Origin of the sequence: Gemmata sp., assembly GCF_051859125.1 — a bacterium.
Lineage (GTDB): Bacteria > Planctomycetota > Planctomycetia > Gemmatales > Gemmataceae > Gemmata.
The window spans coordinates 43,877-67,080 of sequence record NZ_JBHYGG010000190.1; the positions used below are offsets into that span (position 1 = coordinate 43,877).

The 23,204-nt window shown below is 70.3% G+C and carries 20 protein-coding genes and 1 tRNA gene; 11 read left to right on the top strand and 10 right to left on the bottom strand.

Features of this window, described 5'->3' with window-relative positions:
- Positions 1-129: 129 nt before the first annotated feature.
- Both ACTIGN_RS16685 and ACTIGN_RS16690 read right to left on the bottom strand, forming a co-directional pair.
- Positions 130-840 (bottom strand): response regulator, encoded by a 711-nt coding sequence (locus ACTIGN_RS16685; protein WP_439625822.1) that lies wholly within the window; start codon positions 838-840, stop codon positions 130-132.
- Positions 841-1,191: 351 nt separating this feature from the next.
- The gene (locus ACTIGN_RS16690; protein WP_439625824.1) at positions 1,192-2,523 is read right to left on the bottom strand and encodes a WD40 repeat domain-containing protein; all 1,332 of its coding nucleotides are present in this window, start codon (positions 2,521-2,523) and stop codon (positions 1,192-1,194) included.
- Positions 2,524-2,775: 252 nt separating this feature from the next.
- On the opposite strand from ACTIGN_RS16690, the gene ACTIGN_RS16695 reads away from it, so the two are divergent.
- From ACTIGN_RS16695 to ACTIGN_RS16715, 5 genes are all read left to right on the top strand, one after another.
- Complete coding sequence (locus tag ACTIGN_RS16695) at positions 2,776-4,326, top strand: M28 family peptidase (protein ID WP_439625826.1); 1,551 nt, start codon at positions 2,776-2,778, stop codon at positions 4,324-4,326.
- 299 nt (positions 4,327-4,625) lie between these two features.
- A complete protein-coding gene (locus ACTIGN_RS16700) occupies positions 4,626-5,279 on the top strand; it encodes a DUF4291 domain-containing protein (RefSeq protein ID WP_439625828.1) in 654 nt (217 codons plus the stop codon).
- Between the two features lie 133 nt (positions 5,280-5,412).
- Positions 5,413-6,255 carry a BON domain-containing protein gene (locus ACTIGN_RS16705; protein ID WP_439625830.1) on the top strand — a complete coding sequence of 281 codons (843 nt, stop codon included), beginning with the start codon at positions 5,413-5,415 and terminating at the stop codon, positions 6,253-6,255.
- Between the two features lie 251 nt (positions 6,256-6,506).
- Positions 6,507-6,926, top strand: coding sequence for a 2Fe-2S iron-sulfur cluster-binding protein (locus ACTIGN_RS16710; protein WP_439625831.1), 420 nt, complete (start codon positions 6,507-6,509; stop codon positions 6,924-6,926).
- Positions 6,927-7,108: 182 nt separating this feature from the next.
- On the top strand, positions 7,109-8,317 hold the full coding sequence (locus ACTIGN_RS16715) for a hypothetical protein (protein ID WP_439625833.1): 1,209 nt from the start codon (positions 7,109-7,111) through the stop codon (positions 8,315-8,317).
- Positions 8,318-8,530: 213 nt separating this feature from the next.
- Here ACTIGN_RS16715 and hisI read toward each other — a convergent pair whose 3' ends face one another.
- The 7 genes from hisI to sucC form a co-directional block, all read right to left on the bottom strand.
- Positions 8,531-8,902, bottom strand: a complete 372-nt coding sequence (gene hisI / locus ACTIGN_RS16720) for a phosphoribosyl-AMP cyclohydrolase (RefSeq protein WP_439625835.1) — start codon at positions 8,900-8,902, stop codon at positions 8,531-8,533.
- A 39-nt stretch (positions 8,903-8,941) separates the two neighbouring features.
- Positions 8,942-9,502, bottom strand: a complete 561-nt coding sequence (locus tag ACTIGN_RS16725; protein WP_439625837.1) for a hypothetical protein — start codon at positions 9,500-9,502, stop codon at positions 8,942-8,944.
- Between the two features lie 10 nt (positions 9,503-9,512).
- Positions 9,513-10,025 (bottom strand): adenine phosphoribosyltransferase, encoded by a 513-nt coding sequence (locus ACTIGN_RS16730; RefSeq protein WP_439625839.1) that lies wholly within the window; start codon positions 10,023-10,025, stop codon positions 9,513-9,515.
- Positions 10,026-10,147: 122 nt separating this feature from the next.
- The gene (locus tag ACTIGN_RS16735; RefSeq protein ID WP_439625841.1) at positions 10,148-12,064 is read right to left on the bottom strand and encodes a CocE/NonD family hydrolase; all 1,917 of its coding nucleotides are present in this window, start codon (positions 12,062-12,064) and stop codon (positions 10,148-10,150) included.
- A gap of 124 nt (positions 12,065-12,188) precedes the next feature.
- Positions 12,189-12,283: transfer RNA gene (locus tag ACTIGN_RS16740), tRNA-Sec, on the bottom strand.
- An 8-nt stretch (positions 12,284-12,291) separates the two neighbouring features.
- Positions 12,292-13,218, bottom strand: a complete 927-nt coding sequence (locus tag ACTIGN_RS16745) for a hypothetical protein (RefSeq protein WP_439625842.1) — start codon at positions 13,216-13,218, stop codon at positions 12,292-12,294.
- Between the two features lie 147 nt (positions 13,219-13,365).
- On the bottom strand, positions 13,366-14,562 hold the full coding sequence (gene sucC, locus ACTIGN_RS16750; protein WP_439625844.1) for an ADP-forming succinate--CoA ligase subunit beta: 1,197 nt from the start codon (positions 14,560-14,562) through the stop codon (positions 13,366-13,368).
- Positions 14,563-15,044: 482 nt separating this feature from the next.
- Between sucC and ACTIGN_RS16755 the strand changes: the two genes are divergently transcribed.
- Positions 15,045-15,608 carry a hypothetical protein gene (locus ACTIGN_RS16755; protein WP_439625846.1) on the top strand — a complete coding sequence of 188 codons (564 nt, stop codon included), beginning with the start codon at positions 15,045-15,047 and terminating at the stop codon, positions 15,606-15,608.
- 130 nt (positions 15,609-15,738) lie between these two features.
- On the top strand, positions 15,739-16,383 hold the full coding sequence (locus ACTIGN_RS16760) for an MBL fold metallo-hydrolase (RefSeq protein WP_439625847.1): 645 nt from the start codon (positions 15,739-15,741) through the stop codon (positions 16,381-16,383).
- 44 nt (positions 16,384-16,427) lie between these two features.
- Here the strand turns inward: ACTIGN_RS16760 and ACTIGN_RS16765 are convergent, their stop codons facing one another.
- Positions 16,428-16,877, bottom strand: coding sequence for a DUF6985 domain-containing protein (locus ACTIGN_RS16765; RefSeq protein WP_439625857.1), 450 nt, complete (start codon positions 16,875-16,877; stop codon positions 16,428-16,430).
- 450 nt (positions 16,878-17,327) lie between these two features.
- Between ACTIGN_RS16765 and ACTIGN_RS16770 the strand changes: the two genes are divergently transcribed.
- From ACTIGN_RS16770 to ACTIGN_RS16785, 4 genes are all read left to right on the top strand, one after another.
- A complete protein-coding gene (locus tag ACTIGN_RS16770; protein ID WP_439625849.1) occupies positions 17,328-18,074 on the top strand; it encodes a metallophosphoesterase family protein in 747 nt (248 codons plus the stop codon).
- 336 nt (positions 18,075-18,410) lie between these two features.
- Positions 18,411-21,014 carry a YidC/Oxa1 family insertase periplasmic-domain containing protein gene (locus tag ACTIGN_RS16775; RefSeq protein ID WP_439625851.1) on the top strand — a complete coding sequence of 868 codons (2,604 nt, stop codon included), beginning with the start codon at positions 18,411-18,413 and terminating at the stop codon, positions 21,012-21,014.
- 226 nt (positions 21,015-21,240) lie between these two features.
- Positions 21,241-21,822: a DJ-1/PfpI family protein gene (locus ACTIGN_RS16780; RefSeq protein WP_439625853.1), complete on the top strand. Its 582-nt coding sequence runs from the start codon at positions 21,241-21,243 to the stop codon at positions 21,820-21,822.
- A 383-nt stretch (positions 21,823-22,205) separates the two neighbouring features.
- Positions 22,206-23,087: an alpha/beta hydrolase gene (locus ACTIGN_RS16785; RefSeq protein ID WP_439625855.1), complete on the top strand. Its 882-nt coding sequence runs from the start codon at positions 22,206-22,208 to the stop codon at positions 23,085-23,087.
- The last annotated feature ends 117 nt before the right edge of the window (positions 23,088-23,204 follow it).

A 23,204-nucleotide genomic window follows, 5' to 3' on the forward strand; every position in this document is an offset into this window, starting at 1 on the left:
CCGGCGCCGGCCCGCGGGGGCCCCGCCCGCCCCGGGGGGGCGCCGCCACACTACACCCGGGGCGCCCCCCGCCCCCGGCTCGCCACGGTTCCTGGCGCACTCGTGTCGCCGGGACCGCCCTCAACATCGTCACTTCCCGTCGGCCTCGTCCTCGCGGAACCGGTACCCGACGCCGCGGACGGTCTCGATCAGTTCGCCCTCGCCGCCGGCCTGGACGAGCTTCTGCCGGAGCGTCTTGATGTGGACGTCGATGGTCCGCTCCAGCACGATCGACCCCTCGCCGATGGCCGAGTCCATGAGCTGGTGCCGGCTGAACGCGCGGCCCGGCTGGCGGACCAGCGTTTCGAGCAGGCGGAACTCGGTCGGGGTCAGGTCCAGAGTCTCGCCCTGGAAGGTGACGCGGTGGCGGATGCGGTCGATCTTGACCCCGTGGTACTCGGCCACGTCGCCGGGCTCGCCGGACCCCTGGACCCGCCGCAGGAGCGCCTTCACCTTGGCCAGCAGCACCTTGTTGTTGAACGGCTTGGGGACGTAGTCGTCGGCCCCGAGCGAGTACCCGACGACCTGGTCGGTCTCCTCCGACTTGGCCGTGAGCATGATGATCGGGATCTCGCGGGTCCGCTCCCCGGCCCGCAGCTCGCGGCACACGTCGAGCCCGTTCATCCCCGGGAGCATGATGTCGAGCAGCACCACGTCCGGGAGGATCGTCTGGGCCTTGCGGAGCCCCTCGGTGCCGGTCTCGGCGACGTGCGTCTCGTACCCTTCCTTGTTGAAGTACCACGACAGGGACTGCGTGAGCCCCCGTTCGTCCTCGACGATCAGAATGCGAGGCTGGGCCATGGAAGCGTCCCTCGTGGGGAGTGGGGCGGCGGGCAGCGTGGCCGTCGGGCTCATGTGGTCCTCAGTGGGAGAGCGGCACCGGCCGGCCGCTCCGTCGGCCCCATACCGCCAGTGTACCGGCGAATCCGGGTGCGGGTGCGCCCCGCGGCACGGTTCGTTGTAAGCCCGCTGTGTGAAGAACCCGCGAAGGGCGCGTGAAGTGCTGTGGGGGCGGCGTGCTCAGCGCTCACAACCCGGGGTTGAAACCCCGGGCTATGCTCGGTGACCCCGTTGGGGTCACATCGGTTTCGGACCCCGAAGGGGTCACCGGACATAGCCCGGGGTTTCAACCCCGGGCACTTTGCGGGCGCATCACCGCCGCACCCGCTCCAGGGCGCGGCGGGCCTCCTGCGTGCGCCACGCGGCCGCGTGCCCCCCGGCGAGGTACGCCAGGAACGCGCGGGCCTCGGCCGTGCCGAGCGCTTCCAGCAGTTCGACGGCGCGTGAGTCGGCGAGGCGGGCGGCGGGGGTCGAGTCCGGCGCGTCGGCGGCGCGGACCCGCACCCGGGCGGTCGCGACCGCCGCGTCCGGTTCGACCGCGAGCCGGGCCATCGCGAGGTAGGCGTCCGGCGCGGGGCCAGTACACATCGTCGCCCACAGCTTCGCGGCGCTCGTCTCCTGTCGCACGGCCCGCGAGAGCGGGACCGCTTGCGGTCGCACGTCCCACACGAGCACGGTGTGGTCCCCGCCCGCGGTCAGCAGCCGCTCGCCGTCCGGGGTGAACGCCAGCGCCCGACACGCCGACCCGTGGCCCCGGAGTTCGCGGCGGAACCCCTGCGTGTGCCGCTCGAACAGCGCGACGGTCCCGTCGGCGTACCCCACTGCGAACGCGGCCCCGGTCGGCGAGAACGCGAGTGTCACCCCGCACCACGCGAGCCGCTCGGCGTCCGTCGGCACGGGCGGCGGCGGGGGCGTGTCGGGCACCCGTTCCAGGCCCGCGACCACGTCCCACACGCGCACGTGCCCGACTTCCGTGGCGAGGACTACGGCCGTGCTGTCCGGCGTGAACTCGACCGGCCCGGGGTGGCGGAACCCGCGGAGTTCGCGGCCGGTCGTGAGGCTCCAGACGCGGATCGTGCCGTCTTCGCCGACCGTCGCGGCGCGCGAGCCGTCGGGGGCGACGCGGATCGCGCACACGGGGGCGAGGTGCCCGCGGGGCTCGGACGCGGCGCGGAACGTCTCGCCGTCCCAGACGCGCACGAGCCCGGTTGCGCTGGCAGTGGCGAGGCGCGAGCCGTCGGGCGAACCCGCCACGGCGGTCACCCGGCCGGAGTGCCCGGCGAGTTGTGCGAGCTGGCGGCCGGTCGCGGCGTCCCACACGCGGCCCGCGGTGCCCGGCCCAGCGGTCAGCATACGAGTGCCGCCGACGCGCACGCTCGGGACCGCCCCGGCCCCGAGTTCCGGCGGCGGGGGGAACGGGTTGTCGCGGGGGAACCCGGTGGCCGCGTCCCACGCGACGGGCCGCACCGTGCCGTCGGGCCGCGCGACCCAGCCGGCGAGCGTCGCGCCGTCGGGGGTGAACCGCAGGTTCCGCACCTCGCCGGGCGCGCGGAACCGCAGGTCGCCGAGGCGGAGCACGGCCCCGGGGGGCAGGTCCGCGAGCGAACCGACGAACGCGAGTAGTGCGAGTGCGGGACCGAGCATCGGCGGCCTTCCGGCGGGTCCGTCGGGCGGCCGGGAGAATACCAACCCGCCCGCCGCGCCGCGAGCCGAATCGGCCGGCCGCGAGGCGCGTGACGCTGGATTTGGCGAGCGGGGGACGTGAGTCCCCCGCTCGCCCAAATCAAGGCGCTCAGTTTTCATCTCTCGGGCCGTTGTTCTCGGCCGGGCGGCGGTTCACAATGGGTGATTCTGCTGCTGCCACCCGCACCACGGACCCGCCCGGAGCCGCACCACATGCCGCGTCCCGCCTTCGCTGCCGCCGCGTTCCTCGGCCTCGCGCTCGCACTGTCGCCCACCCCGACCCGGTCTGCCGAACTCGCCCCCGCGCCCCGCAGTTCCCCCGCCGCGATCGACGCGCTGCTGCTCGCCGAGGTCAAGGAACGGTCGGAGGTGATGAAGAACCTCCAGTACATGTCCGACGTGATCGGCCCGCGGCTCACCGGGTCGAAGAACCTCGAACGCGCCAACAACTGGACCGCCGAGAAGATGAAGGCGTACGGCCTCGAAAACGTCCGGCTCGAGCCGTGGGAGATCCCGGTCGGCTGGGAGCGGGGCAAGGCGACCATGAGGCTCGTCGACCCCGACAACGGCCGCGACCTCGCCATCGCGTCGTTCGGGTGGACCCCCGGCACCGGGGGCAAGAAGACCGGCAAGGTCGTCGTGCTGACCGCACGCACCAAGGCCGACCTCGACGCCCACCGCGGCAAGCTCAAGAACGCGACGGTGCTGCTGTCGGCCCCCAAGGAGGTGAAGCCGATTTCCGACCTCAACTACCCCGCACCGGCCGGCCCGTCGGCCGGTCAGCCGAAGAAGGACGAGCCCAAGCTCCCCAACACGAAGAGCAGCGCCGACCAAAAGGCCGAGCCGGCGCCCGCCAGCGCCGACCTGCGGCAGCCGGGGCTGGAGGCGGTCACCGAGTTCCTGAAGGCCGAGGGGGCGGCGTGCGTGTGCGTGGACGCCGCGAAGCCGCACGGGCTACTCGTCACCACCGGGAGCTGGCCGACCGACCGGGCCGCGGCCGAGGCGCGGCTCCCGCGGGTATTCATGGCGCACGAGCACTACGCACTGTTGCACCGCCTCGCGAGCCGGCCCGATTCCACGACGAAGGTGGAGGTCGAGATCAGCAACACGTTCATCCCGGGGCCGGTCACGGTCTACAACACGATCGGCGAGGTCACCGGCAGCGACAAGCCCGACGAGTTCGTCGTGGTCGGCGCGCACCTCGACTCGTGGGAGCTCGCGAGCGGCACGACCGACAACGCGACCGGAAGCTGCGTGGTCCTGGAGATCGCGCGCACTGTGGCGGCGTTGGCCAAAGCTGGAGAGCGGCCGCGGCGCACGATCCGGTTCGTGCTGTTCACCGGAGAGGAGCAGGGGCTGCACGGGTCGAAGAAGTACTGCGAGCGGCACAAGGACGAACTCGTGCGGCACTCGGCGGCGCTGGTCCACGACACGGGCACGGGGAAGGTCCACGGGTTCGGGCTGCACGGCCGCACCGCCGTCCGCGAGGTGCTCGAACCGCAGTTGGAGGCGCTGACGAAGGTGGACGGGTGGAAGGGGCTGGACATGCGGGGCATGGGCGGCACCGACCACCTGTCGTTCCACACCGCGGGCGTGCCCGGGTTCGCGTGCCTGCAAGACATCGACGAGTACCGGCTGACGCACCACACGCAGAGCGACACGTTCGACAAGGCCAAGGGGCCGAACCTCGTCCAGGGCGCACAGGTCCTGAGCGTCGCCGTCGTCCGCATCGCGAACCTGCCCGAACTGCTCCCGCGGAAGTGAGCGATGAACCGAGCGTGAAACAGGTGGGCTCGCGTGATTGGTGCGCGGTTCATGTGGCCCCCCTCACCCGCGACTCGAAGACTCGTCGCGACCTCTCCCCGTAGGAACGGGGCGAGGTGGGGCTCACCGGGCTTCTCACCAGCGCCGCGGGTGGGGTTGCTCCGGCGGAGGCCAGCCGCCCCCACCTCGCCCCGTTCCTACGGGGCGAGGTCGCCGCGCTTCGCGGCGGGTGAGGGGGAACCACGAAGGATGTTCTCAACTACGCGACCCCGTTCCGCTACTCGTTCTGAGTGCCCGCGATGCCCCTACTCACCGAGCCGTACACGGAGCAGGTCGCGGTGTGGCCCAGGCAGGGGCGGCACGTCCTCGCGCAGTTCGACGACGACACCGTCATCGTCTACCAGGCGTACGCACCGGCCATTGGGCGGCACGCGGCCGCGCACGGCACGTTCGGCGGCGACTTCAGCTACGACCGCATGAGCTGGGTGAAGCCGAACTTCCTCTGGATGATGTACCGCTCCGGGTGGGGCACCAAGGAGAACCAGGAGGTCACGCTCGCCCTCCGCGTCCGCCGCACGTTCTTCGACTCGCTCCTCGCGGCGGCCGTGCCGTCGTCGTGGGACCGGGAGCAGTTCGCCACGCAAGAGGAGTGGTCGCGGGCCGTCGGCCGGTCGGCGGTGCGGTTGCAGTGGGACCCGGACCACCACCCGTCCGGCGCGAAACTCGACCGGCGGGCGATCCAGTTGGGTCTCCGCGGCGACGTACTGGAAGCGTTCGGCCGCCGCGAGTTAGTGGAAGTGATTGACCTCTCCGACTTCGTCGCCGAGCAGCGCGAGCGCCTGAAGTCCGCCGGCGTGCGAGCGCTCGAGACGCCCCGCGAGCGCGTGTACCGCCCCGCCGACCCCGCGACCGCCGCCCGCTTGCGACTGGACGGGGACGAGCCGCGGCCGTGAGCGGCACGCGGCGACCCGGGGCCGCGGCTCTCATCAATTTCTCCCCGCACTTCTCTGGACCGCGCCGCCCGCACGGTCGATACTTGAGGAAGAGACGCGCCCGCCCGCGCAGTTCCCGAACCGGAGTCGTGCCGTGCGATACCTGAACCGCCTCGTCTGGGCCGTGGCCGCCGTTGTCGCGTCCGCATCGGCCGCGGCCGCCCAGCAGGGGTCGGTCACGACCGGCGGCGGGGGCTCGCTCGGGAGCCTCGGCGGCACCGGCGGGCTGGCCGGCGGCCTCGGTGGTGGGACCGGGGGCGGCGGGGGTGCCGGCGGCGGGGGCTCGCTCGGGGGCGACCTCGGCGGTGCCCAGCTCCAGACGATGCAACCGGCCCCGACCCTGGCGCCGCCGTCCGGCCAGAACACCAGCTCGCTCGACCCGACCAACTTCCTGTCCGGGTACTACGCCAACCCGTACTACCAGGGTCTCATCAGCTCGCAGGTGAACCAGGCCCCGGGCGGGTTCGGTCAGATCCTCATGGGGACCGGCGGCAGCGGCGCACGCGGCACCAACCGCACCAACCTCGGGGCCGGCGGCGGAATGGCGACCACGAGCCGGGCGACCGGGGCCGGTGGCCGTGCGGGGGGCGGGCTCGGCGGGACCGCGGCCAGCAGCAACTACGGCGTCATGGTGCCGATGCCGGTGCAGCTCACCTACGCCGCGGTCGCCGACTTCAGCGCCCCGTCCGTCGCCGCCCCGCAGCTCCAGTCCGACCTCTCCGCGATGGTCCAGCGGTCGCTCGGCACGCTCTCGAACCCCGCCGGGGTTCAGGTGCTCACCACCGCCGACAACAACGTCGTCCTCCGCGGCGCCGTCCGCGACGCCCGCGAGGCCCGGCTCGTCGAGGGCATGGTCCGCCTCACCCCCGGCGTCGCTTACATCAAGAACGAACTGACCTTTCCGGGCGCTGTGCCGCTGCCCGCCCCGCGGCCGTGAGCGCAGACGGCAGCAGGGGGAAAGGCGAAGACAAAAAACAAGGCACGGGCACGCACGCGGGCACGGTCAAGACCTGACGCGCGATGGCCCACCCGTGCTGAGACCGGCACGGCGCGTCCGGGCTGCCAGTCTCCTCCGTGCCCGCGTGCGTGCCCGTGCCCGATTGGCTTTCCCCTCTCCTGCCGGCCCGCCCCTCACCCCCCGTCGCCGTACAATACCTGCGGATCGCTCCACCAACCGCAGGAACCCTAATGGGCGGCGTCAACCCGTACATCCGCAAGGTGCCCCTCAACCGGCCCGACAAGCCGTTCACGGTCACGTTCGTCGACGAGGAGACCGGCTCCTCGAAGACCTACGTGATGGACCCGGCCGCGTTCCCCTACGGGCACATCGGGCTCGACGGCTCGCTGCTCGCCATCGCCGAGGAGGCCGGCGTCGAGATCAACCACTCGTGCGGCGGCGTGTGCGCGTGCTCGACCTGCCACGTTTACGTTCGCGACGGGGCGAAGGCGTGCTCGCCGGCGAGCGAGGACGAGGAGGACGAACTCGACCAGGCCCCGGCCGTCACCCCCGAGTCGCGGCTCAGTTGCCAGTGCGTCCCGGACGGCTCGGCCGACGTCGTGGTCGTGGTCCCGAAGTGGAACCGGAACCTCGTCAAGGAGGGCCACTGACCGGCCCCCGGGCGCCGCGGCCGCGGGCCGTGCGGGGGCTGGACAAGCGGGGGAAACTGTTCCGCCGGGGCCGCCGCGCCGGGCCGTGAAAGCCGGCGCAACTCTCTGGCACGGCCGTTGCCAACGGCGTATCATCCAGAAACGTTCCCCTCTCAGGCTCCCTCCCGTCCCGAGGATCTGTCATGCGACGCTGGCTGGCGGCCCCCCTCCTCTTCGGCGCGATCGCCGCACTGGCCCTCACGACCGAGCCCCCGCGGGCCCTGGCCCAGGTGGCCGCCCCGGTCGAAGAGACGTTCCTCACCCCGGACGGGGTCCAGCTCCGTGCCCTGTTCACGAAGTCGGAAAAGACCCCGGGCACGGACCCGGTCGTGATCCTCTTGTACCCCCCGGGGAAGGACAACACGATGGCCAAGGGCGACTGGAAGGGGCTGGCCGCGCGGCTGGCCAAGGAGGGGTACAACGTGCTCCAGTTCGACTGGCGGGGCCACGGGAAGAGCACCGAGATCAAGGACCCCGAGCGGTTCTGGAACATCCCGGGGCCGGGCGCCCAGTTCGCGCCGAACCCGTTCAGCGGCCCGTGGCACACCGCCAAGTACATCAAGGGGGCCCCGGTCGCCGGGACCAAGAAGATCAAGAACACCCTCACGTTCGCCGACTTCAACAACCCCGTCGGGTACGCCCCGACGTACCTGCTCGACCTGGCCGCGGCCCGGCACCACCTGGACACGAAGAACGACGCGGGCGACCTGAACACCAGCTCGGTCTACCTGATCGGGTCCGACATCGCCGCGACCCTGGGGCTCGCGTGGATGACGACCGAGTGGAACCGGCCCGCGTTCGCCCCGACCCCGAACCAGCTCGCGTTCCCGGGCATCGGCGGGTTCCCGACGTACCGCTACGTCCCGCAGCCGCTCGCCGGCGGCCTGCCGAACGAACTCGGCGGCGGCGACATCTCCGGCGCGATCTGGCTGTCCCCGGCCCGCCCGACCTCGGTGCCCGAGGTGCTGGTCAAGAACTGGGTCAAGCTCACGCCCAAGCTCCGGGACAACAACCCGATGCTGAGCCTGTACGCCACGAAGGACGACAAGGGGAAGAGCGGGGCCAACTTCATCACCGACGAGGTGCTGGTCGCCGTGCCCCCGGCCGGGTCCCCGCTCGGGAAGCTGGAGCAGACCCAGAAGTTCGAGGTGAAGGGCGGCGGGGCGCTCAGCGGCGTGGCCCTGCTCGGCGCGAACGCCGGCACCGAGGACACGATCGTGAAGTACCTGGAGGCGATCCAGAAGAACCGCGCCAAGCTGATCCGCAAGAACCGCGGGTTCACCGCCCCGTGGTCGATCCAGCTCGCGCAGGACAACAGCCTCTCGCCCAACGGGTTCGGGTTCCGGCCGTGATCTTGGAGTGCGGAGCGCGGAGTTCGGAGTGAAGCAAACGGCCGCGGGTGAACCCCGCGGCCGTTTCGTTGAGCACGGGGCTGGCGGTTCAGGCGGGCTGGTGTGCGGTTCAGGTAAGGAGTAACCACACGAACCTCGACCCGATCGCCTGCCCCTTTCGTCCCCGCCATTGATTCCGCGTTCCGAATTCCGCACTCCGCACTTCCCGACGGGTCAGCGGCCGTACACCTTCTTCGGGTCGAACACCCGCTCGCCGACGGCGGTCAGCTCGCCGGCGTCGAGCTTGCGGAAGAAGCAGCTCTTGTACCCCTCGTGGCACGCGGCCCCGCCGACCTGCTTCACCTTCAGCAGCACCGCGTCGGCGTCGCAGTCGACGTACACGCCGACCACCTCCTGCACGTTCCCGCTCTCCTCGCCCTTGCGCCACAGCCTGTTCCGGCTCCGGCTGAAGTACACGGCCCGGTTGGTGCGCACGGTCTCCTCGAACGCCTCGCGGTTCATCCACGCGAGCATCAGCACCTCGCCGGTGTCCGCGTCCTGGGCGACCGCGGTGACGAGCCCGCCGGCCTTGTCGAAGTCTAGCATCGTCGGTGTGTGGGTTGGGGGTCGGTGGTTGGGGGCGGGTCACCGGAGGTACTGCGCGTCGGGGTCCGCGGGCGGCAGCCGCCGGGCCGCGAACGCGGCCTTCACGTCGGGGCGGACCAGAACGACCAGCGCCCAGATGCCGAACGGCATGTTCGTACACAGGCACCCGGAGAACCCCGGGACGATGGCGACGACCGCGGCGATGACGCACACGGTGTAGGCCGACAGCCCCCGCATCAGGACCGCCCCTGCGAACACGAACACGTTCAGCGCGGCCGGGACCGCGAGCTGGATCGCGTTCTGCCGGACGTAGGCCTCGCGGTTCGCGTTGATCGCGTTCTCCAGCTCCTCGATCTGCTTCTCCTGCTCGGCCTTCTGCGGGCTCGGGGGCTGTTGCGCGAGCAGGTCGCGGACGACCCGCGGGATCATGTCCGGCTGGAACACCATCGGGACCGACAGGGCCGCCGTAATGGCGAGGCCCAGGACCGCGTTGAGGATCAGGAACACGGCCGGCGCGGCGACCGCGGACCGGGCCGCGGCCAGTTCCTGCGCGGAGGGCGGGCGGGGGGAGTCGTAGCCGCCGTCGGGGTAGCCGGACATCGGTGTCTCGTCAGTAGGTGAGCAGGCTGAAGCAGTCCCGGCCCCGGAGCGGGGCCCGGCCGTTGAGGAACGACAACTCGATCAGGAACGCGCACCCGACGACCACGCCGCCGGCCCGCTCGACCAGCTCGCACGCCGCGGCCATCGTGCCCCCGGTGGCGAGGACGTCGTCCACCATCAGCACCCGCGCCCCGGGCCGGACCGCGTCCTCGTGGACGTGCAACTCGGCCGACCCGTACTCCAGGTCGTACTTGTGGCTCCGGGTCTTGTACGGGAGCTTGCCCGGCTTGCGGAGCGGGACCAGCCCCTTGCGGAGCTCGAGCGCCATCGGCGCGGCGAACAGGAACCCCCGGGCCTCGGCCGCGGCGATCAGGTCGAGCCGCTCCGTGGCGTAGTGCCCGGCGAGCCGGGCGACCGAGTACGCGAACGCGCCGGGGTCCAGCAGCAGCGGGGTGATGTCCTTGAACATCACCCCCGGCTTCGGGAAGTCCGGCACGTCGCGGATGTACGTCTTGAGGTCCATTGGGCGGCTCCGGGGGCGGAGTTGTCTTACGGTCGAATCGCGTTCTTGGCGAGCGGGGGAGCGTGAGCCCCCCGAGGTCGGGAGCTCGGAAGACCTCGGGGGGCTCACGCCCCCCGCTCGCCTCACTTCAGCACCCGCACCGTCACCCGCGACGGGTGCTCCTTGTCGTGGTAGACGCGGTGCGTCTGCTTCTTGAAGGCGGCCTCGTCGCACGCGTAGATGTCGCAGAACGTCTGCGGGTTGCGGTCAACGAGCGGGAACCACGTCGATTGCACCTGCACCATGAGCCGGTGCCCCGAGCGGAAGCAGTGGAGCGTGTCGGGCATGGTGAACTTCACCTTCGTGACCTCGCCGGGCTTGAACGGCTCCGGCTTCTCGAACGAGTTGCGGTACTTCCCGCGGAACGGCTCGCCGCGAACGAGTTGCTGGTACCCGCCCATCTTCACCTCGGTCGGGTTCGGCTTCGGGTCCGGGAAGTCGTCGGGGTACACGTCGATGAGCTTCACGACCCAGTCGGCGTCGGTGCCCGTGGTGGAGACGTACAGCTCGACCTCGACCGGCCCCGCGACGGTCAGGTCGGTCTCCAGCACGGGCGTCTGGTACACGAGCACGTCGGGCCGCGACGCCGCGAACCGCTGGTCGGCCGTCATGTACTCCTGCGCCATGCCGATGACCGTCTTGCCGAGGAACGGCACCGGCTTCGCCGGGTCGGAGACGAACTCGTCGTACCCCGGATCGAAGACCCCGTTCGAGACGTTGACCGGGCTCGGGGCAAGGAGCTTCCCGCCTCCCAGAAACTTGTACGCGTTTGGATCCGCAGCCTTCGGCGGCCAGGCGTCGAACTTCCGCCAGACGTTCGTGCCGGTCTCGAACACCCACGCCTTGGGGAGCTTGCCGTCGCCCGTGCCCTTCAGGTGGAACTCGAAGAACGGGAACTCGATCTTCTCGCGGTAGAACTCGGCGGTCCTGGCGTGGAACGACACGTCGCCGAGCTTGTCGCCGTCCTGCCGGCTCCACCCGCCGTGGACCCACGGTCCCATGACGAGGTGGTTGTGCGCCGGCGGGTTGTGCGCCTCGGCGGCCTTGAACGTCTCGAGCGCGCCGAACAGGTTCTCGGCGTCGAACCACCCGCCGACCGTCAGCACCGCCGGCTTGACGTTCTTGACGTGCTGCCGCAGGTTCCGGGCCTTCCAGAAGGCGTCGTAGTTCGGGTGCTCGAACACCTCCTTCCAGAACGCGACGTCGCCCTTGAAGAACTTCGCGTCGGCGTTCCTGATCGGCCCGAGGTCGAGGAAGAACTTGTACCCGTCGGGGGTGCCGTGCTCGAACGGCAGGTACGGGTACTTGGTCGTCGGCTCCGGCCGCGGCTTGCCGAACCGCGGCATGAAGTTGAACACGTGCGGGAGGAACAGGCACCCGTTGTGGTGCCAGTCGTCGCCGACGAACCAGTCCATGACCGGCGCTTGCGGGGATGAGGCCTTGAGCGCCGGGTGCGCGTCGACCATGCCGGCGACGGTGTAGAACCCCGGGTACGAGATGCCCGTCTGCCCGACGTTCCCGTTGTGCCCCTTCACGTTCTTGAGCAGCCACTCGATGGTGTCGAACGTGTCGCTGCTCTCGTCCGTCTCCCCGTCCTTCTTGTTCGGGTTGTGCGGCCGCACGTTGACGAACTCGCCGCCCGACATCCACCGCCCGCGGACGTCCTGGGTCACGAAGATGTACCCGCTCTTGACGTACCGCTCGCCGGGGCGGAGCGTCTCGGGGTACTTGTCCACGCCGTAGGGGGCGCAACTGTACGGCGTGCGGGTCAGCATCATCGGGTACGTCTTCGAGTCGTCCTTCGGGACGAACACGCTGGTGAACAGCCGCACGCCGTCGCGCATGGGGACGCGGAACTCGTACTTCGTGTAGTTCGCCTTGATGTACCCGGCGAGTTCGGCGGCCGAGTCCGGCTTCGGGGCCGGGGGCAGAGTCTGCGCCAGGGTGAGTGCGGGGACGGGCGCGGCGAGCAGCGCCGCGAGCAGCAACCAGCGGGGCATGACGGGACCTGGGGTGCGGACCACGGCGCGGAGAGGATGGTGTGAATTGTCGCCCGCGGGCCCGGGAACGCAAGCACGTTCCGGGGCCTCCGCGGGCGGCTCGACAGTAGCGGCTCACATCGAGCGGGAGTGTATCGGAATCGAACCGACTGGGGGCGTTGTTCACACCCCCCACAGGTTTTGAAGACCTGGGCCGGCACCAGCCGTGCGAACACTCCCGGGCGCGGTCACTGCGGGGTGATGCTCTCGACGAGCCACTGGCCCGCGGTCGGCCCCTTCGCCAGCTTCAACAGGTAGGCCGCCTTCGCGCCGCCGGCCTTCGTCACCTCCACCTTGAACCCGTCCCCCGCCGGCGTCACCGACACCGCCTCGGCCCCGCCGCCGATCGCCGACAGCTTCAGTCCGAGTTGCGCCGGGCTGTGGTCGAACCCGTGCGCCTTGTCGCCGTCGAACGGCGGGGCCAGCGACGCCCGCAGTGCCGGCGTCAGCCCCGCGGCCACCGTCGCGGTCCGCTGCTCGGGCGACAGCGCGTCCCTGTCGCACATCGCCGCGGCGACCGCCGTGGCCGCGAACGCCTGGAGCAGCGGGTCGGCCCCGCCCGCGGCCGCCGGGCCGGTCGCGGGCACCGACGACAACGACAGCCAGTCGGCCCTCCACGCGCCGCCCTCGCGCACCATTCGGAGGAAGTACGCCCCCCCGGTGAAGTTGCCGCGGAACACGGCCACGTCGCCGGCCTGCGACGACTCGGACATCGGCCCCATGCCGGTGAGCTTCGACCCGACCCGGCGGAGCCACGCCTCGGCCGCGTCGCCGCTGAACCCCTTCGCCTTGTCGCTCTCGAACTCGACCGGCAGGCCGACGAGCTTCACGAACCCCGACGAGAGCTGGCCGGCCTTGGCGGTCCCGGCCCCGACCGCGGTGAGGAAGTCCACCGCGTCCTTACCGACGCCGGCCTTCGTGTCGACCCGCTCGGGGGCCTTCACCTCGGGGGCCGGGTTCGTGTTGGCGACCGGGTTCGGGGTCGTGCCGTCCTTCTTGTCCTTCTGCTCGGCCCTGTCGGTCCCGGGCTTCTTCTTGTTGCACGCGGGCAGCGCGAGGCACAGGCCGGCCGCCAGCGCGAGTGCGGCGAGCGGGCGGAACGATCGGGTGGTCATGGGTTCGGGCTCCGTCCGGAGTAGAGGGGTCAGGTGTTCGGGGGTGCGGCGGCCGGGGGCCGGCCGGGGAGAGTGACCGGGGCCGGGGACGCGACCGCGGCACCGACTCGCCCGCGAACGCACCCCCGGCCCCGTGGCGGGTCTCGGTCACTTGCTCAGTTCGACGATCAGCTTGGCGGCGGCGGTCAGGTCGGTCGCGGTCTTGAGGGTCGGCAGGTCGGCGGCCGCGGCCTTCAGGATCTCCCGGGCCTTCTCGACCTCGTTGCCTTCCAACCGCACCACAACGGGGATCTTGAACCCGACCTCCTTGCCGGCCTTGACCAGCGCGTTGGCGATCGTCGCGCAACTCGCGATGCCGCCGAACACGTTGACCAGGATGCCCTTCACCTTGGGGTCCGACAGGATGATGCGGAACGCCTCGATGGCGCCCTCGGCGGTCACGCCGCCGCCCACGTCGAGGAAGTTCGCCGGGTTGCCCCCGTGGTACTTCACGATGTCCATGGTGCCCATCGCGAGCCCGGCCCCGTTGACCAGGCACCCGATGTTGCCGTCGAGCTGGATGAAGTTCAGCGCCGCCCTGGCGGCCCGCACCTCGGCCGGGTTCTCCTCGCTCAGGTCGCGGAGCGCCTCGACGTCCTTGTGCCGGAACAGGGCGTTGTCGTCGAAGTCGATCTTCGCGTCGAGCACCACCACGTCGCCCGACTTGGTGACGGCCAGCGGGTTGATCTCGGCGAGGCTCGCGTCCTTGTCGAGGAACACCTTCGACAGCGCCATCATGATCTTCTCGGCCTTGCCGACCTGCTCGCCGGTGAACCCGAGGTCGTAGGCGACGCGGCGGGCCTGGAACGGGAGCAGCCCCGTTTCGGGCGAGATGGCGACCTTGAGGATCTTCTCGGGGTGGTGGTGCGCGACCTCCTCGATGTCCATGCCGCCCTCGGCGCTGGCCATGAGGATCGGCACGCCCGACGCCCGGTCGAGGACGACGGCGACGTAGAACTCCTTGGCCGGCTCGGCGTCGGCCTGGACGATCAGGGTCTTGATCGGCTGGCCCTCGGGGCCGGTCTGCTTGGTGACGAGCGGGTGGGCGAGCATCGCGGCGGCGACGGCCCGGGCCTTCTCCTTGGTGGGGCAGAACTTGACCCCGCCGAGCTTGTCGGCGTACCCCTTGAGCTGCCCGGCCCCGCGGCCCCCGGCGTGGACCTGCGCCTTGACCATCGCGCCGGTGCCGCCGAGCTGCTCGAACGCGGCCGCGGCCTCGTCGGGCGTGGTGGCGACGATGTGCCGCGGGACGGTCGCGCCCGCGGCGGCGAGCAGCTCCTTGGCCTGGTACTCGTGAATCTTCATCGGCAACTCCGGCGGCCCGACTGGGGCGTGCGACAGGGGACGCGATCCCAGCCCGTTATATGCCGCCACCGGCCGCCCGCACACCGACCCGGCACGCGCCGGCGGGCTCGGGTGTGCCACTCGAAGTGGGCAGTGGGCAGTGGGCAGTGGGCAGTGGGCAGAAGCCAGAAAGCGAGAATCGGGCACGGGCACGGGCTGGGGCAGGGGCACGGACGGGAAGACCCGGGGCCGGCCGCGCGCTCCGGTCCTGGTCCGTGCCCGCGTGCGTGCCCGTGCCCGTGCCCGATTGTCTTCCCCGTCTTCCCGTCTTCCCGTCTTCCTGTCCTCTGTCCTCTGTCCTCTGTCCTCTGTCCTCGGCCGCCGAATCCGTATTGTTCTGCCAGGGCGTGGCGGCCTAACATCCCGGCCCGGTCACACCAGCCGGCCGGCCCGCGTGTGGGTGGTCGGATCGGTACCCGTTCACCCAGGTGGAGAAGGTTGCTATGCGGAATCAGGCGTTTGCGGTCGCGGTGGTGGCCCTGTGGGCCGGCGCGGCGGCGGCCCAGGACACGGTCGAGAACCCCGAGTTCGCGAGCTGGTCGAAGTTCCCCAAGGGGACGGCGGCGACGCTCAAGGTCACCTCGTCGGCGGCCGGCACCACGTCCGAGACGACGATGGTCAGCACCCTCGTCGAGGTCGGGGCCGACAAGCTCGTGATCGAGACGGTGACGGCCCTCAAGGCGAACGGGATGGAGTTCAAGCAGCCGGCGCTGAAGCGCGACGTGACCAAGACGGTCGCGGTGCCCAAGGGCGTGAAGAAGGAGGACTTCACCGGGGGCAAGCCGCCGGGCACCGTCGAGGAGGGGACCGAGACGGTCAAGATCTCGGGGACCGAGGTGAAGGCGAAGTGGTACAAGTACAAGACCGAGGCCGGCGGGGTGACCATCGAGTCGAAGATGTGGACCGCCACCGACGTTCCCGGGATAATGGTCAAGATGGAGAGCACCACCACCGGGTCGCTGGCCAGCACAACCAAGATGGAACTGGTCGAGATCAAGAAGCCGTGACGCGCACCTGTCGAGCCACGGGTTCACCCCCGTGGCTCTGGGCAGGGCGAACCCTGAGCGCCGCCACCACGGGGGCGAGCCCCGTGGCTCAACAGAGACAGCCCCGCCCCGCGGTTCGTAAACTGGCCGCATGGCCATCCAGATTCTCACCATCGAGTCAGCCCCGTTCGCCGAGAACTCGTACGTCCTGTGGCGCGAGGGCGGGACCGAGGCGCTCGTCATCGACCCCGGGTTCGAGCCGGACCTGATCCGCGAGGCGCTCGCCGACAACGGCCTGACGCTCGCCGCGATTGTCTGCACCCACGGGCACGTCGACCACATCGCCGGCAACACCGACCTGAAGCGGGCCTTCCCCGACGCACCCATTTACATCGGCACCCGCGACGCCGCGTTCCTCACCGACCCGGTCGTGAACATGAGCGCCGCGTTCGGGTTCAGCGTCACCAGCCCGCCGGCCGACCACCTGGTGAACGAGGGCGACAAGTTTACCGCCGCCGGGATCGAGCTGGAGGTGTTCGACATCCCGGGCCACTCGCCGGGGCACGTCGTCTATCTGGTGCGCGAGATGAAGCCGCTGGTGGTGCTGGGCGGCGACGTGCTGTTCCGCGGGAGCGTGGGCCGCACCGACTTCCCGGGCGGGAGCTTCCCGCTGCTGCGTGCCGGGATCGAGCGGGTGCTGTGGCCGCTGCCCCCCGACACCGTGGTCTACCCCGGCCACGGCCCGGTCACCACCGTCGGCCACGAGAAGAAGACGAACCCGTTCCTGATGGACTGAGGCGAAGTTACTGGGGAGCGGCGAGCGGGTTCGGCCGGATTCGCTCACGTCCAAGACCAGAAGCACGTACTCAAGAAGGCCCCCGACGCGCGGTCCAGTCGGACCAGTCTCTCGTCCCTGAACAGTAACTCCACGCCGTGCTCTTCCTCCCACGCCGGATCGCCCTGGACGAACACGAACCGGCTTCCATTCGGCCCTTGTAGCGGCACGAGGATCGTCGTCCACCGGACGAACTCCCATACCCGCTCCGGACCGTCTATCTCCGGCCCCTCACCGGTCGCGTCGCGGACCGCGCGGTAGTCGTCGAACAACCGCTCGGTGAGGTCGTCTCGCTTGCTGGCAGGGATGCCCAGGAACCCGGCGATTGCCCACAGTTGGTCAGGCTGCACCTCCGCCCCATCTGTGTACACCGCGACCGGAACCTCGGCCCCGAGGAGAGGGCAGGGCGCCTGCTCAACGGAGCGGAGGAACGAGCCGTCACGCACCAGCGGCATCACTTGGAAGTCCTCCGTGATCGGATGTGGAATTCGTCTGCTCCGCACGCAACCGAGCCTAAGCGGGGGGCCGGCACGACGCAAGAAGCTGTAGCCCCAGAGGGGCGACCGAGGGTAGCCAGGGGTGCGGCCCGCTTCGGGCAAACCCCTGGCGGGCGACGCGGAACGCCGGGGACCAGGGGTTGCGCTCGAGGACTCGCTCCACCCCTGGCTACCATCGGTCGCCGCATCCGCGGCGACATCGGGTGCCCCGTGCCTCCCCGCCTTCTCTCCGTGCCCGTGCCCGATTCCTGTCTGCCCACTCCCCACTCCCCGCTCCCATCCGCACCCGGGCATTTCCCAATCACCCCGGTTCCACTGTTTACCCACCCCGGTCCGTGAGATATAGTTAGGGATTGAATCATCCCCGCCGCGTCGTCGGCCCCGTGACGTTCTTGTGAGACTCCCGGCGTGAAGGCGATCATCAGCGACATCCACGGCAACCTGGAGGCGCTCCAGGCCGTGCTGGCCGACATCAGGTCGCAGGGCATCTCCGACATCTACTGCCTGGGCGACATCGTCGGGTACGGGCCGAACCCCCGCGAGTGCGTCGACCTGGTGATGGAGTGCAAGCTCGTCATCCTCGGGAACCACGACCAGGGCGCGATGTTCGACCCGGACGGGTTCAACAAGTCGGCCGAGCAGGCGATCTTCTGGACCCGCCAGCAACTCGAGTCGTCCGGCGAGCCCCGGCCGGTCCGCGAGAAGCGGTGGGAGTTCCTCGCCGAGCGGCCCCGCAGCCACCGCGAGAACGGGTACCTGTTCGTCCACGGCAGCGCCCGCAACCCGCTCAACGAGTACGTGTTCCCCGAGGACGTGTACAACCAGCGGAAGATGGAGCGGATCTTCGCCCTCGTCGAGCGGTACTGCTTCCAGGGGCACACCCACGTCCCCGGCGTGTTCACCGACAGCATGCAGTTCATGAGCCCCGACGAGATCGAGTTCGTCTACAAACTCGACGGCCGCAAGACCCTGTGCAACGTCGGCAGCGTCGGCCAGCCCCGCGACGGCAACTGGCGGTCCTGCTACGTCGTCCTCGACAACGACACCATCAAGTTCCGCCGCGTCGAGTACGACTGGCAGAAGACCCGCGAGAAGATCTACGACATCCCCGACCTCGACAACTTCCTCGGCGACCGCCTCGGCGAGGGGCGGTAGGTTTGGTGGTTGGGGATCGGAGGTCGGAGATTGGAAGGCACGGCCGCCCGGTGGCAGCCCCCGATTTCCAATCCCCGACCTCCAATTCCCAACTTTCCTGAGCGAATCACCTGGAGCCCACGGACACCGCGTCCGCGGGCTTTCGAGTTCCCCGGGGGCGGCCGGTGCCCGGCGACCCTGAGCGCCAGCGAGGGGGTGCGCCCCACCCCCTCGCTGGCGCTCAGGGTTCGCCCCGTAGACGTTGGCGGCTCGCGCCACCAATCAGAGACGCTCGACGCCTCTCGCATAAGATACCCGTTGCCCCAATTACCGCCGCACGCACGAACGGCCGCCGCAATGCGCAATAATGTCCTGAACGTCCTGATCTTCGCGGGCCTGTCGGTCGGGTTCTACTACTTCTGGATCTACGCCGAGAAGAACTGGCTCGCCCCGCCCAAGCCGCCCGCGGCCAAGACGGACGAGCCCGAACTCACCCCCGAAGAGGTGGAGAAGCGGGCCGCCGAGCAGAAGGCGCGCGACGAGAAGCAGGCGGCCACCGCCGCCGTCGCCGGCGCGGCCGCGGCGAGTACCGACCCGAAGGCCCCGAAGCCGCCCGAGGTCCGCGTCACCGAACCGCCGAAGCCGACGCCCCGCGAGCGCCCCACGCTCATCCGCATGGGCGACGGCACGTTCTACAACCAGGTGCTCCTGAGCACCCGCGGCGGCGGCGTCCAGCAGATCGTGCTCCCGCGGTTCGACGAGGCCGACCGCCTCGGCCGCGAGGTCAAGGGCACCCCGCTGTACCTCGTCCCCGGCGTGCCCCGGGTCCGCGGCCGGTTCTCGCTCCCCGAGCCCAGCTTCGCGGCGCTCGCCGTCTCCGGCGTGCCGCCGACCGTCCTCGGCAAGCTCGAAGAGCTGAAGGGCAAGGACTTCAGGACGTGGGACGCGGTCGCCGTCGAACTCGCCCGCGTCCTCGGGCCGGACGACGCCGAGCGGTACGAGCCGGCGATCCTGCGCGCCGCCCGCGTCCGCGAGCCGGACCTCGCCGACAGCTACCCGACGCCCGACCTGCAACCCGGCCCGGTGCCCGCCGGCACGCGCCTCGCCGAACCGTCGTATGCGATCTTCCACTACCCCACGCCCGACGAGAAGACCCCCGACACGAAGCTCGGCGAGATGGCCTGGAAGGTCGTTTCGGAGGAGCACCCCGAGGGCGGCGACCACAAGGTCGTGTTCGAGGCCGAACTCGGCGAGCCGCACTTCTTCAAGTTCCGCAAGACGTACACGCTGGGGCCGAAGGACTACCACATCAGCCTCCGCGTCGAGATCGAGCGGCTCCCGGGCGGGGCGAAGGGCAAGCACCCGCTGCGGTACCAGCTCTCCGGCCCCCGCGGGCTGCCGATCGAGGGCGAGTGGTACACGAACACGTTCCGCACGGCGCTGATCGGCTGGAACGACCGCAAGGGCGCGCCGCGGCGGCAGTACGAGCCGGCCACCGAGGTCGCGGCCAAGCGCGGCGGCGAGCCCGTGCCCAAGGGCGAGAACACGTTCAAGTACATGGCCGTCGCCACCCAGTACTTCGCGTCCGCGGTCGCAATCGACGACACCGCCGAGGGCGCGGCGAAGAACCCGTGGGCCTACGTCCGGGCGACTACCGAGCTGCCGTTCGACAAGAAGGCCGACCGCAACGTCCCGTACTTCGACGACGTGACCGTGCGGGCCGCGTCCGACGTGATCGACCTCGCCCCGGGCGAGCCGGCCGTCGTCCACAGCTACGTCATCTACAACGGCCCGGCGAAGGTGAAGCTCCTCGGGCTCATGGAGGGGAACCGGGCCGTCGAGCAGCCGCTCGTGGACCGGTACCAGGACCGGCTCGGGCTGCGGACCGTCACCGACTACCAGTCCCCGACGTGGCTCGGGTCGTTCGCCAGCGCGATCTACTGGACCGACCTCGTCATCATGTTCACGAACCTGATGCACTGGCTCCTCGCGGCGATCCACACGGTCGTGCCGAACTGGGCGCTGTGCATCGTGTGCCTCACCGTCATCGTCCGGCTCGTGCTGCTCGTGCCCAGCAAGAAGCAGACGAAGATGAACGTGAAGATGATGCAGGTGCAGAAGCGGCTGGCCCCGCAACTGGAGGAGATGAAGAAGAAGTACGGGGACGACTTCAACGGGTACAACCGGGCCAAGATGCAGCTCATGATGGCCAACGGGGTGAACCCGCTCGCCGCGATGGGCGGGTGCCTGCTGCTGTTCGCCCAGATGCCGATCATGATGGGGCTGTACTTCTGCCTCCAGGAGAGCGTGTTCTTCCGGCTCGACCACTTCCTGTGGGTCGACAACCTCGCGGCCCCGGACATGGCCGTGTGGTGGGGCGAGAAGATCCCGTACCTGAGTACCCCGGACAACATCGGCGGCACGCTCTACATGGGGCCGTACTTCAACATCCTGCCGATCCTGGCGGTGATGCTGATGATCGGCCAGCAGCTCGCCATGCTCCCGCCGCCGATCGACGACCAGGCGAAGCAGCAGCGCATGACCATGAAGATCATGATGTTCATCATGCCGCTGCTCTTCTACAAGTTCGCGGCCGGCCTCGCGCTGTACTTCATCATCGGCACCGTCTGGGGGATCGCGGAGCGGAAGTTCATCACCAAGGTGGACCCGAACGCGCCGCCCGACACCGGCCCCACCGCCGGTCTGCCGCCGAAGCCCGGGTCGCCGAACGGCCAGGCCACACCCGGCTCTCCGCCGAAGGCCCCCGGGATGCTCGGCCGGCTGCGGGACTCGCTCCAGAAGAAGATGGAGGAGATGCAGCGACAGGCCGACGAGCAGTCGAAGCGGCAGATCCGCAACGACCGCGGCGCGCCGGGGGGCGGCGCCGGCGACGGCGACGGCGGCCCGAACCAGCCGCGCCGCGACGACCGCCGCGACAAGAAGAAGAAGCGCAAGAAGTAGGCGAACGGTTGTCGCGAACCCGCCGGTGGGTGGTGCGCCGGGGACCAGGGGTTTGTGCCGCAGAGCCGGCACCGCACCCCTGGCTACCCCTCGGTCGCCTCTCCGGGGCTGGCTTCTGGTTCTGAGTCGCGGAGCGACGGCAGATGGTAGCCAGGGGTGCGGCGAGTCTTCGAGCAAACCCCTGGTCCGAAGCGATCTGAGTTCACCCTTCCGCCGGTAACCACCCATGCCCGCACAGCGCGTCCTGATGCTCGTCGGCGACTTCGTCGAGGACTACGAGGCGATGGTGCCGTTCCAGGTACTCGCGCTCGTGGGCCACACGGTCCACGCCGTGTGCCCCGGCAAGAGGGCCGGCGAGACGGTCCGCACGGCGGTCCACGACTTCGAGGGCGACCAGACGTACAGCGAGAAGCCCGGCCACAACTTCGCGCTCACGGCGACGTTCGACGAGGTGAGGGCCGAAACCTATGACGCGCTGGTGATCCCCGGCGGCCGCGCCCCAGAGTACCTGCGGTTGAACCCGAAGGTGCTCGACGTGGTGCGGCACTTCTTCGCGGCGAACAAGCCGGTCGCGGCGATCTGCCACGGCCCGCAACTCCTGGCGGCGGCCGGCGTGCTGAAGGGGCGGACGTGCAGCGCGTACCCCGCGGTCGGCCCGGACGTCGGGCTGTGCGGGGGCACGCTGGCCGACGTGCCGATCGACGGCGCCCACACCGACGGCAACCTCGTCACCGCGCCCGCCTGGCCGGCGCACCCGGCGTGGCTCCGGGCGTTCCTGAAGCTCCTGGGGTCGAAGGTCGAGGCGTGAGCGCGGCGTGCGGTACACCGGTTGCGCGAACCCGTCCGAAGCCGGTCGAGCCAACACCCCCTCACCCGCGACTCGAAGACTCGTCGCGACCTCGCCCCGTAGGAACGGGGCGAGGTGGGGCGCGCCGGTTCAGCTCTTCGCTCACCGGCCCGATTCGCTACGAAAAAGCCCCGACGCAACACCTCGCCCCGTTCCTACGGGGAGAGGTCGCCGCGCTTCGCGGCGGGTGAGGGGCAACCACCTTTATCCCGTCCAACAGCCTCTCCAAAACCCAGCCTGGGTCCCCGATCAGACCGCCGCCCGATTGGCGTACCGGTCCGCGGCGGGCCGGGGGTATAATGGACATGACCTCTCAAAACCTACCCGTCCCGCCGGACGTTTTCATGAGCGCTCTCAACTCCTCCAACCCCTACGCACTGCTCGGCCTGCTCGTCTCGGCCGGGCTGTTCGGCAACCCGCGGGCCGCCCAGGCCGCCGAAGAGGCCCCGGCCCCGCGGCCGGTCGGGTACGCGGTCGACCGGCACCGCGACGTCGCGTACCGCACCGGCCCCGGGGCCGACAGGGAGCGGCACCGCCTCGACGTGTACACCCCCAGCGGGAAGACGGACTTCCCGGTCGTGCTGTTCGTCCACGGCGGCGCGTGGAAGTGGGGCGACAAGGCGCTGTACGCGGGGATCGGCGAGTCGTTCGCGGCCCGCGGGGTCGGCGTCGTGATCTGCAACTACCGGCTCTCGCCCAAGGTCCAGCACCCGGCGCACGTCGAGGACGTGGCGGCCGCGTTCGCGTGGACCGCCGAGAACATCGGCAAGTACGGTGGGAACGCGGAGCAGTTGTTCGTGTGCGGGCACTCGGCCGGCGGGCACCTGGTCTCGCTCCTGGCGACCGACCCGGCGCACCTGAAGGCGGTGAAGCACGCGCCGGGCGAGATCAAGGGCGTCATCTCGATCAGCGGGGTGTACAAGATCTACCACAACGAGAAGGTGTTCCTGGAGGCGTTCGGCCGGGACGAGGCGGCGTGCCTGAGGGCGTCCCCGATCGCGCACGTCGCGGGCAAGCACCCGCCGTTCCTGATCGCGTACGCGGACAACGATTACGACCACCTCGACGCGATGGCCAAGGACATGGACGCGGCGCTGCGGAAGGCCGCCAACCCGTGCGACCTGCTCGTGTGCAAGGACCGGAGCCACATCAGCATCGTCATCAACCTCGTCCAGCTCGACGACCCGCTCCACAAGTCGATCTTCGACTTCGTCACGCGGAAGTAGGTGAGTGGGCAGTGGGCAGTGGGCAGTGAAGACAAAAGTGGGCAGAGGGTCGCAGCCGCAGGGCGGCGGCCGACGGTAGCCAGGGGTGCGGCCCGCTTCGGGCAAACCCCTGGTCCC

Bases quoted from the DNA above. Each gene is read 5' to 3' on its own strand.
- ACTIGN_RS16685 (WP_439625822.1), bottom strand. From the start codon at position 840: ATGGCCCAGCCTCGCATTCTGATCGTCGAGGACGAACGGGGGCTCACG.
- ACTIGN_RS16690 (WP_439625824.1), bottom strand. From the start codon at position 2,523: ATGCTCGGTCCCGCACTCGCACTACTCGCGTTCGTCGGTTCGCTCGCG.
- ACTIGN_RS16695 (WP_439625826.1), top strand. From the start codon at position 2,776: ATGCCGCGTCCCGCCTTCGCTGCCGCCGCGTTCCTCGGCCTCGCGCTC.
- ACTIGN_RS16700 (WP_439625828.1), top strand. From the start codon at position 4,626: ATGCCCCTACTCACCGAGCCGTACACGGAGCAGGTCGCGGTGTGGCCC.
- ACTIGN_RS16710 (WP_439625831.1), top strand. From the start codon at position 6,507: ATGGGCGGCGTCAACCCGTACATCCGCAAGGTGCCCCTCAACCGGCCC.
- ACTIGN_RS16715 (WP_439625833.1), top strand. From the start codon at position 7,109: ATGCGACGCTGGCTGGCGGCCCCCCTCCTCTTCGGCGCGATCGCCGCA.
- hisI (WP_439625835.1), bottom strand. From the start codon at position 8,902: ATGCTAGACTTCGACAAGGCCGGCGGGCTCGTCACCGCGGTCGCCCAG.
- ACTIGN_RS16725 (WP_439625837.1), bottom strand. From the start codon at position 9,502: ATGTCCGGCTACCCCGACGGCGGCTACGACTCCCCCCGCCCGCCCTCC.
- ACTIGN_RS16730 (WP_439625839.1), bottom strand. From the start codon at position 10,025: ATGGACCTCAAGACGTACATCCGCGACGTGCCGGACTTCCCGAAGCCG.
- ACTIGN_RS16735 (WP_439625841.1), bottom strand. From the start codon at position 12,064: ATGCCCCGCTGGTTGCTGCTCGCGGCGCTGCTCGCCGCGCCCGTCCCC.
- ACTIGN_RS16745 (WP_439625842.1), bottom strand. From the start codon at position 13,218: ATGACCACCCGATCGTTCCGCCCGCTCGCCGCACTCGCGCTGGCGGCC.
- sucC (WP_439625844.1), bottom strand. From the start codon at position 14,562: ATGAAGATTCACGAGTACCAGGCCAAGGAGCTGCTCGCCGCCGCGGGC.
- ACTIGN_RS16755 (WP_439625846.1), top strand. From the start codon at position 15,045: ATGCGGAATCAGGCGTTTGCGGTCGCGGTGGTGGCCCTGTGGGCCGGC.
- ACTIGN_RS16760 (WP_439625847.1), top strand. From the start codon at position 15,739: ATGGCCATCCAGATTCTCACCATCGAGTCAGCCCCGTTCGCCGAGAAC.
- ACTIGN_RS16765 (WP_439625857.1), bottom strand. From the start codon at position 16,877: ATGCCGCTGGTGCGTGACGGCTCGTTCCTCCGCTCCGTTGAGCAGGCG.
- ACTIGN_RS16775 (WP_439625851.1), top strand. From the start codon at position 18,411: ATGCGCAATAATGTCCTGAACGTCCTGATCTTCGCGGGCCTGTCGGTC.
- ACTIGN_RS16780 (WP_439625853.1), top strand. From the start codon at position 21,241: ATGCCCGCACAGCGCGTCCTGATGCTCGTCGGCGACTTCGTCGAGGAC.
- ACTIGN_RS16785 (WP_439625855.1), top strand. From the start codon at position 22,206: ATGAGCGCTCTCAACTCCTCCAACCCCTACGCACTGCTCGGCCTGCTC.